The organism is Allosphingosinicella sp. (assembly GCF_036402135.1).
In the GTDB taxonomy this organism is placed as follows: domain Bacteria; phylum Pseudomonadota; class Alphaproteobacteria; order Sphingomonadales; family Sphingomonadaceae; genus Allosphingosinicella.
In genome coordinates this window covers 49,770-65,708 of record NZ_DASWTN010000002.1, presented here as the reverse complement: position 1 = coordinate 65,708, position 15,939 = coordinate 49,770, and the positions used below count along the sequence as shown (strand labels likewise).

General features: G+C 64.5%; 18 protein-coding genes and 1 tRNA gene. 11 read left to right on the top strand and 8 right to left on the bottom strand.

Features of this window, described 5'->3' with window-relative positions:
- Window positions 1-136: 136 nt before the first annotated feature.
- From VGD10_RS00790 to VGD10_RS00755, 8 genes are all read left to right on the top strand, one after another.
- On the top strand, window positions 137-1,177 hold the full coding sequence (locus VGD10_RS00790) for a rod shape-determining protein (RefSeq protein ID WP_331038884.1): 1,041 nt from the start codon (window positions 137-139) through the stop codon (window positions 1,175-1,177).
- A gap of 20 nt (window positions 1,178-1,197) precedes the next feature.
- A complete protein-coding gene (gene mreC, locus VGD10_RS00785) occupies window positions 1,198-2,145 on the top strand; it encodes a rod shape-determining protein MreC (protein ID WP_331038883.1) in 948 nt (315 codons plus the stop codon).
- Window positions 2,142-2,657, top strand: a complete 516-nt coding sequence (locus tag VGD10_RS00780) for a rod shape-determining protein MreD (RefSeq protein WP_331038882.1) — start codon at window positions 2,142-2,144, stop codon at window positions 2,655-2,657. The genes mreC and VGD10_RS00780 overlap by 4 nt, the downstream gene beginning before the upstream one ends.
- Window positions 2,654-4,714 carry a penicillin-binding protein 2 gene (gene mrdA, locus VGD10_RS00775; protein ID WP_331038881.1) on the top strand — a complete coding sequence of 687 codons (2,061 nt, stop codon included), beginning with the start codon at window positions 2,654-2,656 and terminating at the stop codon, window positions 4,712-4,714. Before VGD10_RS00780 ends, mrdA begins: the two co-directional genes overlap by 4 nt.
- Window positions 4,711-5,826: a rod shape-determining protein RodA gene (gene rodA / locus VGD10_RS00770; protein WP_331038880.1), complete on the top strand. Its 1,116-nt coding sequence runs from the start codon at window positions 4,711-4,713 to the stop codon at window positions 5,824-5,826. Before mrdA ends, rodA begins: the two co-directional genes overlap by 4 nt.
- An 83-nt stretch (window positions 5,827-5,909) precedes the next feature.
- Window positions 5,910-5,985 (top strand) — tRNA-Lys (locus VGD10_RS00765).
- A 10-nt stretch (window positions 5,986-5,995) separates the two neighbouring features.
- On the top strand, window positions 5,996-6,469 hold the full coding sequence (locus VGD10_RS00760; protein WP_331038879.1) for an NUDIX domain-containing protein: 474 nt from the start codon (window positions 5,996-5,998) through the stop codon (window positions 6,467-6,469).
- A gap of 31 nt (window positions 6,470-6,500) precedes the next feature.
- A complete protein-coding gene (locus VGD10_RS00755) occupies window positions 6,501-7,466 on the top strand; it encodes a nitronate monooxygenase family protein (protein ID WP_331038878.1) in 966 nt (321 codons plus the stop codon).
- Here the strand turns inward: VGD10_RS00755 and VGD10_RS00750 are convergent.
- The 5 genes from VGD10_RS00750 to VGD10_RS00730 form a co-directional block, all read right to left on the bottom strand.
- Entirely contained in the window at window positions 7,456-7,629 is a 174-nt protein-coding gene (locus VGD10_RS00750) for a hypothetical protein (protein WP_331038877.1), read from the bottom strand. The two genes, VGD10_RS00755 and VGD10_RS00750, sit on opposite strands and share 11 nt — an antisense overlap.
- Window positions 7,629-8,063, bottom strand: coding sequence for a thioesterase family protein (locus tag VGD10_RS00745; protein WP_331038876.1), 435 nt, complete (start codon window positions 8,061-8,063; stop codon window positions 7,629-7,631). Before VGD10_RS00745 ends, VGD10_RS00750 begins: the two co-directional genes overlap by 1 nt.
- A complete protein-coding gene (locus tag VGD10_RS00740; protein ID WP_331038875.1) occupies window positions 8,060-9,196 on the bottom strand; it encodes an iron-containing alcohol dehydrogenase in 1,137 nt (378 codons plus the stop codon). Before VGD10_RS00740 ends, VGD10_RS00745 begins: the two co-directional genes overlap by 4 nt.
- 26 nt (window positions 9,197-9,222) lie before the next feature.
- Window positions 9,223-9,681: a DUF1465 family protein gene (locus tag VGD10_RS00735; protein ID WP_331038874.1), complete on the bottom strand. Its 459-nt coding sequence runs from the start codon at window positions 9,679-9,681 to the stop codon at window positions 9,223-9,225.
- A gap of 62 nt (window positions 9,682-9,743) precedes the next feature.
- A complete protein-coding gene (locus tag VGD10_RS00730) occupies window positions 9,744-9,950 on the bottom strand; it encodes a YdcH family protein (protein ID WP_331038873.1) in 207 nt (68 codons plus the stop codon).
- Between the two features lie 153 nt (window positions 9,951-10,103).
- Between VGD10_RS00730 and VGD10_RS00725 the strand changes: the two genes are divergently transcribed.
- Entirely contained in the window at window positions 10,104-10,262 is a 159-nt protein-coding gene (locus VGD10_RS00725; RefSeq protein WP_331038872.1) for a YdcH family protein, read from the top strand.
- A 36-nt stretch (window positions 10,263-10,298) separates the two neighbouring features.
- Here the strand turns inward: VGD10_RS00725 and dksA are convergent, their stop codons facing one another.
- Both dksA and VGD10_RS00715 read right to left on the bottom strand, forming a co-directional pair.
- On the bottom strand, window positions 10,299-10,751 hold the full coding sequence (gene dksA / locus VGD10_RS00720) for an RNA polymerase-binding protein DksA (protein WP_331038871.1): 453 nt from the start codon (window positions 10,749-10,751) through the stop codon (window positions 10,299-10,301).
- A 275-nt stretch (window positions 10,752-11,026) separates the two neighbouring features.
- Window positions 11,027-11,470, bottom strand: a complete 444-nt coding sequence (locus VGD10_RS00715; protein WP_331038870.1) for a host attachment family protein — start codon at window positions 11,468-11,470, stop codon at window positions 11,027-11,029.
- Window positions 11,471-11,562: 92 nt separating this feature from the next.
- Here VGD10_RS00715 and surE point away from each other — a divergent pair, with 92 nt between their 5' ends.
- Window positions 11,563-12,327, top strand: a complete 765-nt coding sequence (surE, locus tag VGD10_RS00710) for a 5'/3'-nucleotidase SurE (RefSeq protein ID WP_331038869.1) — start codon at window positions 11,563-11,565, stop codon at window positions 12,325-12,327.
- A complete protein-coding gene (locus VGD10_RS00705) occupies window positions 12,327-13,370 on the top strand; it encodes a potassium channel family protein (RefSeq protein WP_331038868.1) in 1,044 nt (347 codons plus the stop codon). The genes surE and VGD10_RS00705 overlap by 1 nt, the downstream gene beginning before the upstream one ends.
- Window positions 13,371-13,372: 2 nt before the next feature.
- Here VGD10_RS00705 and VGD10_RS00700 read toward each other — a convergent pair whose 3' ends face one another.
- Window positions 13,373-15,826 (bottom strand): TonB-dependent receptor, encoded by a 2,454-nt coding sequence (locus tag VGD10_RS00700; RefSeq protein ID WP_331038867.1) that lies wholly within the window; start codon window positions 15,824-15,826, stop codon window positions 13,373-13,375.
- Between the last annotated feature and the right edge of the window lie 113 nt (window positions 15,827-15,939).

Genomic DNA, 15,939 nt, shown 5'->3' with positions numbered 1-15,939 from the left:
AGCCGAAGCGATCCTGTCCCGCGAGCCGTTAACTATAGCGTGGACTGGGGCCGTGGGGGCACCCTATAGAGAATTACTGAAGGCGGCATGGGGATTTGTCTCCGTGCGCGAGGCATAGGAAGCGAGACACAGATTTATGTCCCTGATGCGCATGCTCAAGTTTCCCTCCCACGACATGGCGATCGATCTCGGCACGGCCAACACGGTCGTCTACGTGCGCGGCCGCGGCATCGTTCTGAACGAGCCGTCGGTGGTCGCGATCGAGACGCTGAACGGCGTTAAGCGCGTCAAGGCTGTGGGCGACGATGCCAAATTGATGATGGGCAAGACGCCTGACCAGATCGAGGCGATCCGCCCGCTCCGCGACGGCGTTATCGCCGACATCGATGTGGCCGAACAGATGATCAAGCACTTCATCCAGAAGGTGCACGGCAAGCGCCGTTTCCCGCGCTGGCCGGAAATCGTGATCTGCGTGCCGTCGGGCTCCACCTCGGTCGAACGCCGCGCGATCCGCGACGCCGCTTCCAATGCCGGCGCTTCCCAAGTGTGGCTGATCGAGGAGCCGATGGCGGCCGCGATTGGCGCCGACATGCCGGTGACCGAGCCGATCGGTTCGATGGTGGTCGATATCGGCGGCGGCACGACCGAAGTCGCGGTGCTCTCGCTCCGCGGCCTTGCCTACACGACCTCGGTGCGCGTCGGCGGCGACAAGATGGACGAGGCGATCTCCTCCTATGTCCGCCGCAACCACAACCTGCTGATCGGCGAAGCCACGGCCGAGCGGATCAAGCAGCAGGTCGGCATCGCCAAGCCGCCCGCGGACGGCGACGGCCTCACCGTCCACATCAAGGGCCGCGATCTCGTCAACGGCGTGCCGAAGGAAATCACGATCAACCAGCGCCAGATCGCGGAAGCGCTCTCGGAACCGGTCGGGACGATCGTCGAAGGCGTCCGCATCGCGCTTGAGAATACGGCGCCGGAGCTTGCCGCCGACATCGTCGACCAGGGCATCGTCCTTACCGGCGGCGGCGCTCTGCTGCAGGGCTTGGACGAGGTTCTCCGCGACGAAACCGGCCTTCCGGTCACCGTCGCCGACGATCCGCTGACCTGCGTTGCGCTTGGCACCGGGCGCGCTCTGGAAGAGGAAATCTTCCGCGGCGTGCTCCAGACCGCGTAAAGATCGGAGCGCTGTAGCCAATGGCGCCGCCAAAAACCCGGCGCCCCGGTTTCTCCCGCAGGGCGCAATACGGACTGTTCATCGGCTATGTGGTGGCGGTCGGCGGCGTCATGCTGGCCTTGCTGCTGCTCGCTGTCCGCATCTTCGATCCGCAGGGCTTTGCAGCGCTTCGCGGCCTCGCGCTCGACATGACGACGCCGATCAGCGCCGGCGGGCGCAGCGTGGTGCGGGGCGTGACGGGAAGCGGCGACGCCATCTCCAACTATTTCATGGCCGCCTCCCGCAATGCGGAGCTGAACCGCCGCCTCGAAGGCGCCGAGCAGGAGCTGATCGAGGCGCGCGCTATCCGCTACGAGAATATGCGGCTGAAACGGCTCCTGAAGCTGACCGGCGAACTCAATGACGAAGTCACCACGGCCCGCATCGTTAATTCCAGCTTCGATTCGAGCCGCCGCCTTGCCACCATCACCGCCGGAAGCTCCGACGGCGTCCGCACCGGCCAGCCCGTCCGCGCGCCGGAAGGCTTGATCGGGCGCATCATCGAGGTCGGACGCTTCGCCTCCCGGGTGCTCCTCATCACCGATGGCGCAAGCAATGTGCCGGTGCGAGCGGTTAGGAACGGCATCCCGGCCATGGCAACGGGCCGCGGCGACGGAACGCTCGACATCAAGCCGCTCGAGGTTGGACAGAACCCGTTCCGTCAGGGCGACATCTTCGTCACGTCCGGCATCGGCGGCATCTTCGGGCCGAATATCCCCGCCGCCATCGTTGTCCGCGTAACGCGCGAGGAAACTCTTGCCCGGCCGCTCGCCAACCCGGCGCGGGCCGACTTCGCCATCGTCCAGAACATCTACATGGCGGAGGCCGACGCGCCGCTCGAAGGCGGGGCGACGCCGCCCTCGGACGCGCTCCAGGCGCCACCTCCGCCGCCGCCTGGCACCGGCAATCAGGCCGCGCCCAAGCGATGAGTCGGATCGCGTTCAACAGCGCCGCCGTTCGACGCAAGCATCTCCGGCGCGAATATGTGCCGATCGTCTCGACCATCCTCGCCTGCATGCTTTCGCTGCTGCCAATCATCGTCAGTTCACCCATGATCCCCGATTTCGGATTCCTGATGCTGATCGCCTGGCGACTCCTTCGGCCCGAAATGTGGGCGCCCGCAGTGGCGCTGCCGCTCGGCCTGTTCAACGATCTCGTTGCGGGGCATCCGATCGGACAATCGATGGCGATCTGGACTTTGCTGTTCATCGTCTTCGACATCATGGATAGCCGCGTCCTCTTCCGCGACTATTGGATGGACTGGCTGATCGCCGCGGTCGCCATCACCGGCTATGTCTATGCCGACTGGTATATCGGCACTCTGCTCGGCAACACGGCAGGCTTTTCCGTGATGCTGCCGCAGCTCGCCGCCTCGATCCTCGCCTTTCCGATCGTCGCCCGCCTCGTCCTCTCCCTCGACCGATGGCGGCTTGCCCGATGAGGAAGCGCGCGATTCCGCTCGTTACGGAGAACAGCCAGTCCTACACCTTCACGCGCCGCGCGATGGTCGTGGGCGGCTTCCAGCTCGGCCTGTCCGGCCTGATGGCCGGGCGGCTTGCCTATCTCTCGCTCTCCGACACCGAGCGCTACCAGCTCCTCTCCGAAGAGAACCGTTTCCAGCTGGTGCTGGTCCCGCCGCGCCGCGGCTGGATCGTCGACCGCGACGGTAAGCCCATCGCCGTCAACCGCAGCGATTACCGCGTCGACCTCATTCCCGATCAGCTCGAAAACGCCGAGCAGGTGATCGCGCAGCTCGCGCAGATCCTGGAGCTGCCGCCGGAAGAGACGGACCGCATTCGGAAAGAGCTGGCGGTGGCCGCGGGCTATCAGCCTGTCGCTGTCGCCGAAAATCTCCCGTTCGACAAATATGCGGCGGTCACCGTTCGCCTGCCCGAGATGCCGGGCGTCGCGCCGCTGCGGGGCTTCAGCCGCTTCTACCCGGACGGCGCCGCGGTCGGACACTTGATCGGCTATGTGGGCACGGCCAACAAGGAAGAATATGAGGCGGAGAACAAGAACCGCCTGCTCGTCACGCCCGGCTTCAAGATCGGCAAGGAAGGTCTTGAGCAGACGATGGAGCAGCGCCTCCGCGGGCTTCCGGGTGCCAAGCGCCTGGAGGTGACGGCGGGCGGCCGCCTCGTCCGCGAGCTCTCGGCCATGCCGGACCGCAGCGGCGGCCAGCTCCCGCTCACCATCGATGCCGACCTTCAGGAATATGCGGCGCGGCGCATGGGCAATGAATCCGGCTCCTGCGTCGTCATGGACTGCCAGACCGGCGACATCCTCTGCATGGCATCGATGCCGGCCTACGATCCCAACAATTTCTCGGACGGCATCAGCAAGATGGAATGGGATATGCTGTCCGCGGACGAGCGTCGCCCACTCTACAACAAGACGCTGAACGCGCTCTATCCGCCGGGATCGACGCTGAAGCCGATGGCGGCCATCGCGCTTCAGGAAGCAGGGATCGATCCGAAGGAAACGGTTCATTGCGGCGGCGGCTTCCAGCTCGGCAACCGCTTCTTCCGCTGCCTTGGCCGCCATGGATCGGTCAACATGCACCGGGCGATCGCCAAGAGCTGCAACACCTATTTCTACGCCATGGGCCGGAAGATCGGTATCGATGCCCTCGCCGCCGTGGCGCGAAAGCTCGGACTTGGCGCCAAGTTCGACCTTCCGGTGGTGTCGCAGAGCTACGGCACTTATCCGGACACCGCATGGAAGAAGCGGCGTTACGAGAAGAGCCCCCGCCTGATCGAGCGACCCGACTGGACGGAATCGGATACGCTGAACGCCGCTATCGGACAGGGTTTCGTCATCCTGAACCCGCTCCAGCTCGCGGTGATGGCGGCGCGTATCGCTTCGGGTAAGGACGTGCAGCCCCGGCTCCTCCTCGGCAAGCATCCGCCCGCTCCGCCTTTGCCCTACGCGCCCGAGCATATGGAGGTGGTGCGGAAGGCCATGTGGGAGGTCGTCAACGGCGACGGTACCGCGGGGCGGAGCAAACTTCCATTCGAAGGCGTGTCCATGGGGGGAAAGACGGGTACGGCGCAGGTGCGGCGGATCGCCGGCGGACAGCGCGGCCAGGGCGGCGACTGGAAATATCGGGACCACGGCCTCTTCGTGTTTTTCGCGCCGACCGAAAATCCGCGCTACGCCGGCTCCGTCGTCATCGACCACGGCATGGGCGGCTCCCGCGCCGCCGCGCCGGTTGCCAAGGACGTGCTCACCTTCCTCTTTGATCGCAACAAGGCAATGCAGGAACTGGTGAAGCTCGAAGAGACCTGGGGCGGCACCATCGCCGAGCGAATGGAGAAGCAGGCCCGCGCATATTATGCGAGCAAGGGCAAGCCGCTTCCGGATTCTATGAACCGAACGGCAGCGCCGCCCGCCCGGACTGCAGCGACCCCGGCTGCCGGCGCCACGGGCACAGCGCCGAGCGAGCCCGCGCCCACGACACCCGCGACAACCGCAAACACCGGCAACGCCACCCGATGAGCACCACGTCGCTCGTCCCGGCACCCATCGCGCATCTTCCCTGGCGGCTGATCTTCGTCGTCATCGCCATCGGCATGTTCGGCGCGCTCGCCCTCTACTCGGCGGCCGGGGGATCGCTTAAGCCATGGGCGCTCAACCACACGATCCGCTTCTTCGCCTTTCTCGGCATGGCGGTGACGATGTCCTACGTCCGCCCGCAGACTTACCGGGACTGGGCCTGGCCGGCTTACGGCTTCGTCTTCTTCCTGCTGATCGCGGTAATGCTTTACGGCGCGATCGGCGGCGGCGCGCGAAGCTGGCTGGAGTTCGGTTTCATCCGCATTCAACCGTCCGAGCTGATGAAGCCGATCGTGATCCTCTGCCTGGCGAGCTTCTACGCCAATCTTCCGGCGGCGGAGATCAGGAAATTCAGCGCGATCTGGCCGGCGGGGCTGATCATCATCATCCCGTTCTTCATCATCCTCATTCAGCCGGACCTCGGCACCTCTTCGCTTCTCCTGCTCGGCGGCATCATGGTGATGTTCCTCGCCGGCCTGCCGCTCCGCCTGTTCCTCGGCGCCGGGGCAGTGCTCGCGGCGCTCGCTCCGATCGCCTACAGCTTCCTGCTCCCGCACCAGAAGGAGCGGCTTTTGATCTTCCTCTATCCTGAGGAAGACCCGCTCGGCGCCGGCTACCACATTACCCAGTCGAAGATCGCGATCGGCTCGGGCGGTCTGTTCGGCAAGGGCTTCCTCGAAGGCACTCAGAGCCAGCTTCAATATCTTCCCGAACAGCATACCGACTTCATCTTCCCGGCCATGGTCGAGGAATGGGGGATGTTCGCGGGCCTCTTCCTCATCCTGCTCTTCGCCCTGATGCTTCGCTGGTCGACCAAGGTGGCGCTCGATACGAAGGACCGGTTCGGCCGCCTCACGGCGGGCGGGCTCAGCATGACCATCTTCTTCTATTTCGCTATCAATCTGCTGATGGTGATGGGCCTTGCGCCCGTCGTCGGCATCCCGCTTCCGCTCTTCTCTTATGGCGGCTCGGCGATGCTAACAGTGATGATCTGCCTCGGCATCCTGATGTCGATCGATCGCAACAATCGCCGCGACCGCCGCCGCTCCTTGTGACCGGCTTGATTTCAGCCGGTTGCATCCCCGGTTAGCCCATGCTAGCGGGCACGCCTTCCGCGGCAACACGCCACTTCCGGAATGGACGCATAGCTCAGTTGGTAGAGCAGCTGACTCTTAATCAGCGGGTCCTAGGTTCGAGCCCTAGTGCGTCCACCATCCTCCTTCGATGATCGATAAATTCCTTCGGGTCGCTGTAGGCGGCGCGCACCGGCTGCTGCGGGCCTTCTGGTTTGTTCGGCGGCCCCGCACATTCGGGGCACATGCGGTGGCGTTGACGCCGGAGGGGAGGATCGTGCTGGTGAAGCTTCGCTATGCGCGCGGCTGGCGGCTTCCGGGCGGCGGCAGGAAGGAAAGCGAAGATCCGCGGGAAGCTGTACTCCGCGAGCTGCGTGAGGAGATCGGCATGATCCGCCATGGCTCTGTGCAGCTTGCCTGCGAGCTTGAAGAAAGGCCCGACTTCAAGCGGGACACTGCCGCGTTGCTGATCGTCCGCGATGTGGAATATCGGCCGCGATGGTCGCTGGAGATCGAAAGCGTCACCGAAGCGGAGCTCGACAGGCTCCCGCCCAAGATGTCGCCTCGCGCCGTCCGCTGGCTGAACGCTGTCCGCCCTTATCTTGAGAATAGCGCCCCGCGTTGACGCACGACTGCTTTACGTTAAGGGAAAGCAAATGAGCCTTCCCCCCCTCTTCAGCCGCCTCCGCATACCGGTAATCGGCGCCCCGCTGTTCATCATTTCCAATCCTGATCTGGTGATCGCCCAGTGCAAGGCGGGGATCGTCGGATCCTTTCCAGCGCTGAATGCGCGGCCGCAGTCGCTGCTCGACGAATGGCTGCACCGGATCACGGAAGAGCTTGCCGCCTGGGACAGGGACAATCCGGATCGTCCCGCCGCGCCCTTCGCCGTCAACCAGATCGTCCATCGCTCCAACGCGCGTTTACAGGACGACCTTGCCACCTGTGCGAAATGGAAGGTGCCGATCGTCATCACCTCATTGGGCGCGGTGCCGGAGCTGAACGATGCGGTACATGGCTGGGGCGGCATTACGCTCCACGACATCATCAATGACCGCTTCGCCCGGAAGGCAGTGGAAAAAGGCGCCGACGGCCTGATCGCCGTCGCTGCGGGCGCGGGCGGCCATGCCGGCACCCTCTCCCCCTTCGCAGTGGTGCAGGAGATACGGCAGTGGTTCGACGGCCCCCTCGCTCTGTCGGGCGCGATCGCCAACGGCAGCGCGATTCTGGCCGCCCAGGCGATGGGCGCGGACCTTGCCTATATCGGCTCGCCCTTCATCGCGACTGCGGAAGCGAATGCGGCCGACGCCTATAAGCAGGGCATCGTCGAGGGGCGCGCCAGCGACATCGTCTATTCGAACCTCTTCACCGGCGTTCACGGCAATTATCTCCGCCAGTCGATCGAAGCCGCGGGCATGGACCCGAACAATTTGCCCGAAGGCGATTTGAAGACGATGGATTTCGGCACCGGCGACGGCTCGAAGGCCAAGGCGTGGCGCGACATCTGGGGCTCGGGCCAAGGCATCGGCGCGATCGGGAAGGTTCAGCCCGCCGCCGCTTATGTGGAAGAGCTTGCCGCCCAATATGAAGCAGCCAAGGCGGCGCTTCGGCTCAGGACCTAGGCCTGAGCCCGATCACCATCCATAAGGCGAAGCCCGTGAAGGCGGCGGCAAGCATCGGGAAGCGCTGATCGTCGGGATATGCCCACGCGCCGAGCAGCAGGGCAACGACGGCGCTGATCAGCGACAGCACGCTCAGCCACCATTCCATCTGCCGCTTCTGCATCAGCCGGATATGCTTTCGAACGCCTGCCGCCATGCCTCCGGCAGCGGCACTGGGCGCCTTGTCTGCCGGTCGACATAGACGTGGACGAAATGACCCTCCGCCGCCGCTTCCGCCCACCCCTTCGCGAAGATGCCGAGGCGATAGCGGACGCTGCTCGTTCCTACCTGCGTTACGGCAAGCCCCACCTCCACCGGCTGCGGATAGGAGAGCGGGCGCGCATAGCGGCACCCGGTCTCCACCACGAGCCCGATGGGGTTGCCGTTCTGGATGTCGAGCAATCCAGCCTCGATCAGCCACGCGTTCACCGCCGTGTCGAACCATTGATAATAGACGGTGTTGTTGACGTGGCCGTAGGCGTCATTGTCGGCCCAGCGCGTGCCGATCTCCCGCCACACCTTATAGGCTTCGCGTCCGGCGAACGGCTCGCGGCTCACAGCGCGGCCTCGTAGAGCCGCCGCGCATCGGCCTCGGTAATCGGGCAGGGATTGTTCACCAGCAGCCGCTCCTGCTTCATCGCATCGCTTGCGAGCAGATCGAGATGTTCGGACGAGACACCGACATCGGACAGGCGCTGCGGCAAGCCCGACTTCACCGATAGGTCCACCAGCTGCTCAACAAAGGCTTGGGCTTGTGCCTGGGTGCCTACCCGTTCGAGCGAAGGATCGATGACACAGCCAAGTTCGGCATAAAGCGGCATCGCGGCATGCATATTGTGGCCGAGCACGTGCGGCAGCATCAGCGCGTTCGAGAGGCCGTGCGGCACATGAAAATGTCCGCCAAGCGGATAGGCGAGGGCATGGACCCCGGCGACCGGCGCATTCGCGAAGGCGACGCCCGCCAGATGCGCGGCGAGCAGCATCCGCCCCCTCGCCTCCCGATCATCCGGGGCCTCACAGACGCGAATTAGGTTCTCCGCGATGAGCCGCAGCGCCTCGCGCGCCAGCACGTCCGACATCGGGTTCTTGCGGTGCGCCGAGGTATAGGCCTCGATCGCATGCACCATCGCGTCGATGCCGGTGGCGGCGGTCACGTGCCGCGGCAGGCCGAGCGTCAGCTCCGCATCGAGGATCGCCCAATCGGCGGTGAGCGCCGGGCTGTTCACCGCATTCTTGGTGGTGCCCCCCGTGGTGATCACCGCCACCGCCGTCGCCTCCGAGCCGGTGCCCGCAGTGGTGGGGACAAGCGTCAGCGGCAGGCCTTCCCCTATGGCTTTGTTGAGGCCCCAAATCTGTTCGAGGTCGTCGCCGCTGCCGAGCAGATAAGCAGCGAGCTTCGCCACATCCATCGGGCTGCCGCCGCCAAAGCCGACAAGGGAGGCGCAGCCCCTCCCCGCCTCGACCGCCGCAAGCAAGGTCGCCTGCGACGGATCGGCCTCCACGGCGTCGAAGATCACGGTGTCTATCCCCGCGCCCGCAAGCCCCGCCAGCGCCGCGTCGGCAAGGCCGAGCGCCCGCACCTGCGCGTCCGTCACGAACAGGCAGCGCCCGGCGGGAAGCAGCTCGCCAAGCCGAGCCGCCGCGCCCGCCCCTGAGATGAGGCGCGGGCCGTAGGAAAATTGGAAGTTCATCGCCGCCAAACTAGCAGCTCGGCAGACTAAAGCGAGCGCTCCAGACGGCTCAGCAGGCTTCGCGCCGGGCTTTGCGGCGCTTCGTCGGACGGCGGACCGCCTTCGGCAAGCCGCCGCACGCGTTCGTACAGGTCGCTGCTCGACCGGATCAGCGACAACGCGCTCTCGGGAAGCTGCTCCAGCACTTCGGGATCGCTGTCCACCGGCTCGCCCAGGCGGCGGTCGCGGCTGTTTGCCTGCGCCGGCGTCAGCTCGCCCGCATTCACCGCCCGCTGCGTCAACAGCCAGGCGATGATATGCATCAGCCGCGTCGTCACCTTCAGCGACTCGCAGGAAAAGCCGACCCGCACCAGCGGATCGAGCGCCATCCGCTCCTCCCGCCCGACCTTATCGAAATAGGATCGCGCCTCGTCCGCAAGCAGCATCGCCTCGGTATAAAGCGAGTCGATCAGCTTCGGCGTCATTGCGGCGCGCGTGTCGTCCATGGCTTCAAACTGCCACAGCGGCGGTGGAGCCGCCATTGCGAAATATGGTTAATCCACGGCTTTCAGGCGATTATGTCCGGGATGAGGTGATCCTCGACCAGAGCGATCTCGTCCCGAAGCCGAAGCTTCCTCTTCTTCAGCCGCGCGATCTGAAGCTGGTCGGGCATGGGCGTAGCGCGCAGAGCCTCGATTGCGGCATCAAGGTCGCGATGCTCCATCTTCAATTGATTGAGTTTTCCGGACCAGTCCTGATCGGGCGCGTCGTTCATGGGCCGGCATCTACTGGAGCAGGCTCGTTTCGGCTATAGTCGATGATCGTCACGAGTCGTCGCGCATTTCGAAGCGATGGCCGATCAGCGGGAGACACGTCCGGCTTCGATCACCTAGATTGATCTACATCACAGCAGAAGAAGGAGATGGGAATGCAACAGGCGCATATCTCGGCACTGCAGACCAGGCACGCTGGCCTCGATGCTCGTATCAGCGAGGAAGTGCAGCGACCTATGCCGGACATGGCCACGCTCTCCCGCCTCAAGAAAGAAAAGCTCCGCATCAAGGAAGAGATGCTCGGCCTCTCCTGACGTGAAAAGCCCCGCCATTGGCGGGGCTTTTTCTTATCAGTCGTCGCGCGAAACGCGCTCGTTCTTTTCGTGGCGCTCCTGCGCCTCGACGGTCATGGTCGCGATCGGCCTTGCCTCGAGGCGCGCGAGCGAAATTGGCTCGCCCGTCACTTCGCAAAAGCCATATTCGCCTTCCTCGATGCGGCGGAGCGCGGCGTCGATCTTCGAAATGAGCTTACGTTGCCTGTCCCGTGTGCGGAGTTCGATCGACCAGTCGGTCTCGCTCGATGCCCGGTCGGTAAGGTCCGCCTCGCGGATCGGCCCGCTTTTGAGGGAGCTCATCGTCTCGCGGGATTCGCGAACGATCGCTTCCTTCCAGTCGAGCAGCTTCTGCTTGAAATAAAGCAGATGCAGCGGGTTCATGAATTCTTCGTTGGCACTGGGCCGATAGCCTGTCGGCAATATCGGACCGGTAGGTTGCGGGTAAACTTCGCTTAACGCCGTAGCCATAACCCCTCCACTCGCTTCACATCCCGGACCCCAAGCCGGTCTGCCAAACCCTTGTGGGAAGCCGTTCCCTTCTTTTCGGAGAATCGGCATCCTGCCCCAGACGGGCCTATACGCATGCGCTCAGGCCTTCACAAGTCACTCAAATGGCAAATAAATTATCCACAGGCTTTTGTTGTGGATTGGTAACATTTCAGCCGCGTTAAACACGCGCCGAACGGAAAAGGCCGTGCCCGGGCAGGCGCGGCCTTCCTTGCTCAAGCTGTTGAGCGTGCGGCTTATTCAGCCAGAAGGATCTTCTCGATCTGCTCGACCGGATGGCCGGTGAGGTCCTTGGCGATCTCGCCGACAAGCCGCTTCTCGACTTCCTTATGATAATGCTTGCGAAGCTCGCCGAGTGTACGCGGCGGCGCGACGATGATCAGGCTCTCGAAATCATTCTTCAGCGCCCGCTTCTTCAGGAGCTCGGCCGTCTCAGCGGCGAAGCGCTGCTCTTCCAGCTGGTGAAAATCGGTTTCCTCATAGGCGCTCCGCCCGGCACCGCCCGATGCGTCGAAGGTGCGGCCGGCCTCGTCCGTCTTCTGATCGCGCGTCGGGGGATTGTCCTGAACCCGCTTCCGTTCAACCTGCAGCTGGGGGAATTCCCCGTCACCTTCGTTGCGGAAGAACAGCATCTTCTCACCGTCTGCGACCACAACGAACGTTCTGTGCGGAACCTGCATCAGTCTCTCCTTTTGCTTTGACCGACTAACGAAGAAGCACCGCGCTGGTTGCTGCTTGCCTCCGCTCCCCTGCCCCGCCATAGCCTTCGCCGATGCGGATCCTCCTCACCAACGACGATGGTGTGAACGCCACCGGCCTCAAGGTGCTGGAGAAGATCGCGAGGGCCTTTTCCGACAACGTCTGGATCGTGGCGCCGACCGAGGAGCAATCGGGCGCCGGCCATTCGCTGACCCTCACCCAGCCGGTCCGCCTCCGGAAGCTCGGCGAACGCCGCTTCTGCGTCACCGGAACGCCGACCGACAGCGTGATGATGGCGATCGCGCACATCATGAAGGACAATCCGCCCGACCTCGTCCTCTCCGGCGTCAATCGCGGCGCCAATCTCGGCGAGGATGTCACCTATTCGGGTACTGTTTCCGCGGCGATGGAAGGCGCGCTTGCTGGTATTCCCTCGGTCGCGCTTAGCCAGAGCTATGCGCGCGAAGGCATGGGCGACACCGTTCCCTTCGCCGCCGCGGAGGCCTGGGCGGAGCAGGTTCTGCGTCCCGTCGTTGAGACGCCGATGGAGCCCCGCACCCTCGTCAACATCAACTTCCCGGCCCTTCCCGCCGATCAGGTGAAGGGCATCCGCGTCACCCAGCAGGGCCTTCGCGACTATGGCCGCCTTCGCATCGTCGAGCGCACCGATCCGCGCGGCTACCAATATTTCTGGTTCGGCCTTGGGCCGATGCTCGAAACCCCGAGCCATTCCACTGACCTAGAGGCGGTATCGGACGGCTATGTCTCGGTCACGCCGCTCCACCTCGACCTGACGCACGGCCCTTCGCTCGGAAGGCTGGCGGAGCTCTATCCCTGATGCGGGACCGGCACAGAGGACCGGATTTCACCACCCTGCAGCGCAAGGGCCGCTGGCCCGTCTGGGTTTCGATCAGCTGGCGGGCGCTTTTCGTGGTTGGTCTGATCGGCCTAGCGATCGCGGTCCACTGGCTGGAGCGGGACGGCCTCAAGGACAGCGCCGACGGGCAGATCAGTTTCGTGGACGTCGTCTATTTCACGATGATCAGCATCACCACCACCGGCTATGGCGATATCGTCCCGGTGAGCGAGCGGGCGCGGTTGTTCGACGCGATCGTGGTGACTCCGATCCGCGTTTTCGCAGTGCTCGTTTTCCTCGGCACCGCTTATTCTTTCGTCTTCAGGCGCACATGGGACAGATGGCGTATGGCTTACATCCAGCGAAACCTTCACGATCACATCGTCATCGCCGGCTTCGGAACGACAGGCTCGGAAGCTGTCGAGGAACTGATCGCGCGTGGCGCCAAGCCCGGCAATATCGTCGTCATCGATTGCGACACGCAGGTGCTGGAACAGGCGAAGGCGCTGGGCTGTGCGGTCATGGAGGGTGACGCAACGCGCGATAAAGCGCTGCAGGCGGTCGGCATCGAGCGCGCCCGCGCTTTAGTAGTCTCGGCCGGAAGCGACGACACCTCGATCCTCATCACGCTTACCGCGCGGCATCTGGTGCCGAACCTCACCATCAGCGTCGCTGTGCGCAACGAAGATAACGAGCTGCTGGCACGTCAGGCCGGCGCCACCACCGTCATCAATCCGGTGAGCTTCGCCGGCCTGCTTCTCGCCGGCTCCACGCACGGTGAGCATATTGCCGACTATATTGCCGACCTCGCCTCCTCCAGCGGCCGCGTCCGCCTGTCTGAGCGCACCATCACCGATGAGGAATGTGGAAAGCCCCTGTCTGCCCTCGCAAAGGGTCTCGGCGTCCGCGTCTATCGGGCTGGCAAGCCCTACGGTTTCTGGGAGCCCGAAGCGCAGTCGCTGCTGCCGGGAGACTGCATTGTCGAAATCCTGCCCACCTCCGCCAGAGAGGCTGAGCTGAGCTAGGCTCAGAAAAACTGCTTTCGAATGCTAATCCGGATCGAGCGGCCGAGCGGATCGATCAGGTCCGGCTGATAACTGACCGGCGTCACACCCGCTTCGTCCCTTACCCGAAGGCGGCTGTCAAAGATGTTGTCGACGACAAGGCTGACGCGGGTGCGCCGCAGGAACGGATATTTCTCCACCAGCGAGCGCTGCTGCCCCAAGTCGGCGAACAGCCGCGCATTGACTGTGAAGAAGGGCGAGAAGCGAAGGTCGCTGCGCTCACCGCCGAAGCCGGCGGGGCCGCCGCGCACGAACGTGCCGCTCTGCCAGTTGGCATTGAGCCGTCCGCCGAAGCCGTTCTTGAACAGGCCCGCCTGAAATTCGACCTCATGCTCCGGCTGGCCGCCGCGGCTGCCGGTCGCGGAGCCGTTCAGCAGGTCGAGCTCCGGCACGCCCTCGCGGATCAGAATCTCATTCTGCAGGTGCCAGGTGTGGTAGAGCGAGAGCTGCAGGCGGCCGCCCTGCCCTCCGCCGCCGCGCCCGAAGCCGCCGCCGAAGCCACCCGCTCCGCGTCTCCCGCCCTCGCCGCCGCCCCGCGGCCTCTCGCCTCGGGCCGCGCCGCCTTCCCCGGGTTGCGCGCCTGGAGCCCCACCCGGAGCACTGCCTGCCGCCTGCATACGCTCGCGCCAACGCTGCGCTCCGGGAGGCGGATTGGATTTGATCGGTTTGGAGAAATTGATGCCCCAGCGAAGCTCCTGCCGGTCCGCGCGCGCGAAATTGACTGGCCGATTGTCGATCCTGAGCAGCCGTCCGTCCGGATCGCGCTCGAACCGCTCCGGAAAGGCCGCCTCAATCTCGGGCGTCGCTGTGGGAAAGGAGGAGATCGGATTACGCGTCCGGCTGCTGATATAGTTGGCGGTGACGGAAAGATCGTCTTCCTCCAGCGGCCGCACCGTCAAGCCGAGCTTCATCACCCGCCTATTGTCAGCCAGCAGGTTCGGATTGCCGCCCTCGATCCTAGTGATGTCCACCGTCTCGTTCCGGACGAAGTCGAACACCCGAACATTCGGCGTCGAAACTGTGGGGTCTCCCAATTGCCCGACACTCGGCGCGCCATCCTCGTCGGTGATCGAGGCGATGATGTTCACCTCCTCGATCGGCTCCCACCTGATCCCGCCTCCGAGGGTTCGAAGCGTGCCGAAATCCGAAAGCCGCTCCACCTCCGCATTAGCGTTGATGGAAAGGTCTCCGATCCCGCCAAGCACGTCGCGGCGCCGGCTCGATATCGGCACATCGATATTGGCCTGAAGGTTGCCGCGGCCGCGCGAAAGCTCACGGTCCTGCTCCACACCGGCCCGAAGGGATTCTCCGGCGAGGCCGAGCCGCTCCACACCCGCACGGAAGCTGCTCCGAACATCGCCCGCGGGCATGTCGAACAGGGTGCCGTTCAACACCATCTCGGCATTGGCCGTTTCAGTCCGGGTCCGCGCCCGGTCGTGATCGATGGTGGGGGCGGCAAGATCGCGCTCCCGGTCCGTCAGAGTCAGTGCGTGCGTGCGATCGTAATTGCCGGTGAAAGACCAGCGCCACGGCAATATGTCCCCGTTCATTGCCACGCCAAGATGGCCGGTGCGGCTCTTCCCCTCACGGAGCAGAATGTTCTCCGCGTCCGATGACAGGCCGAGGCGGCTTTCGCTGCCGCTCTCTTCATAGCGGGCATTGGCTGTCGCGCTCACGTCGTTCAGGATGGTCCGGTTGATCGTGCCTGCGAGCGAAAGCTGGTCGCTCTGCGGCAGCAATGAGCGATATTCGCCAAGCGTGTTGCCGAGGAGATCGCGCTCGCTTTCGAGAAGCATCGTGCTCCTCTGATATTCGGCATCGACGCTCCAGCGTCCGTTGCGGTTGAGGCGGAGGATGTTGAGATCGAACTCTCCCGTCCCGCGTCCACCCGCCGTAGGAGCGCCGCCTTCCACTTCGGCCGTGATCGCACGGAACCGCCGCCGAAGCACGAAGTTCACCACCCGCTGATCGGCGCGATAACCGTAGGTGAGCGCCACTTCCTCGGGCAGGATATCGACCCGGTCGATGGCTTCGGGCGGCGGATCGCGTATCTCGGAAAAACCGGAAATGCGGCGGCCGTTCACAAGCACCACCGGCCGCCCCTCGCCCCTCCCGCGGCCGCTCCGCGTCTGCGGCGCAAGCGCGTCGAGCAGCTCGGCTATGCTCCCGGCGCCGTAGGCACGGATGTCGCGCCGATCGAGCTGGATCTCGGGCTCGACATCCCCCAGCACCGCGCCCCGCTCCCGCTGGCCGGTGACGACGATCTCCTCTCCTTCAAGGTCCTCTTCGTCCTCAAGCTCCTCGTCCGTCGGCGGCGGCGCCTCCGCCGCATCCTCAGCGGGCGCGGTCTGCGCCCACAGCGGCGCCGGCACGGCACTCCCGAGAAAGCCGAGGAGGAGAAGCTTGCGAATTGTCATGAAACGGGGCCTTATGTTCTAACTTGCTACGCGCCCCCGCCCAGCCCGGTGCCGCAGCGACGCTGAACCTCATGTTTATCGAAAAGCTCCGCCCTGCCGCGGCCCTCGATGCT

Coding starts and splice junctions, on each gene's coding strand:
- mreC (WP_331038883.1), top strand. CDS start 1,198: ATGGCGCCGCCAAAAACCCGGCGCCCCGGTTTCTCCCGCAGGGCGCAA.
- VGD10_RS00780 (WP_331038882.1), top strand. CDS start 2,142: ATGAGTCGGATCGCGTTCAACAGCGCCGCCGTTCGACGCAAGCATCTC.
- VGD10_RS00705 (WP_331038868.1), top strand. CDS start 12,327: ATGCGGGACCGGCACAGAGGACCGGATTTCACCACCCTGCAGCGCAAG.
- surE (WP_331038869.1), top strand. CDS start 11,563: ATGCGGATCCTCCTCACCAACGACGATGGTGTGAACGCCACCGGCCTC.
- mrdA (WP_331038881.1), top strand. CDS start 2,654: ATGAGGAAGCGCGCGATTCCGCTCGTTACGGAGAACAGCCAGTCCTAC.
- VGD10_RS00715 (WP_331038870.1), bottom strand. CDS start 11,470: ATGCAGGTTCCGCACAGAACGTTCGTTGTGGTCGCAGACGGTGAGAAG.
- VGD10_RS00700 (WP_331038867.1), bottom strand. CDS start 15,826: ATGACAATTCGCAAGCTTCTCCTCCTCGGCTTTCTCGGGAGTGCCGTG.
- VGD10_RS00725 (WP_331038872.1), top strand. CDS start 10,104: ATGCAACAGGCGCATATCTCGGCACTGCAGACCAGGCACGCTGGCCTC.
- rodA (WP_331038880.1), top strand. CDS start 4,711: ATGAGCACCACGTCGCTCGTCCCGGCACCCATCGCGCATCTTCCCTGG.
- VGD10_RS00750 (WP_331038877.1), bottom strand. CDS start 7,629: ATGCAGAAGCGGCAGATGGAATGGTGGCTGAGCGTGCTGTCGCTGATC.
- dksA (WP_331038871.1), bottom strand. CDS start 10,751: ATGGCTACGGCGTTAAGCGAAGTTTACCCGCAACCTACCGGTCCGATA.
- VGD10_RS00735 (WP_331038874.1), bottom strand. CDS start 9,681: ATGGACGACACGCGCGCCGCAATGACGCCGAAGCTGATCGACTCGCTT.
- VGD10_RS00740 (WP_331038875.1), bottom strand. CDS start 9,196: ATGAACTTCCAATTTTCCTACGGCCCGCGCCTCATCTCAGGGGCGGGC.
- VGD10_RS00730 (WP_331038873.1), bottom strand. CDS start 9,950: ATGAACGACGCGCCCGATCAGGACTGGTCCGGAAAACTCAATCAATTG.
- VGD10_RS00760 (WP_331038879.1), top strand. CDS start 5,996: ATGATCGATAAATTCCTTCGGGTCGCTGTAGGCGGCGCGCACCGGCTG.
- VGD10_RS00790 (WP_331038884.1), top strand. CDS start 137: ATGTCCCTGATGCGCATGCTCAAGTTTCCCTCCCACGACATGGCGATC.
- VGD10_RS00755 (WP_331038878.1), top strand. CDS start 6,501: ATGAGCCTTCCCCCCCTCTTCAGCCGCCTCCGCATACCGGTAATCGGC.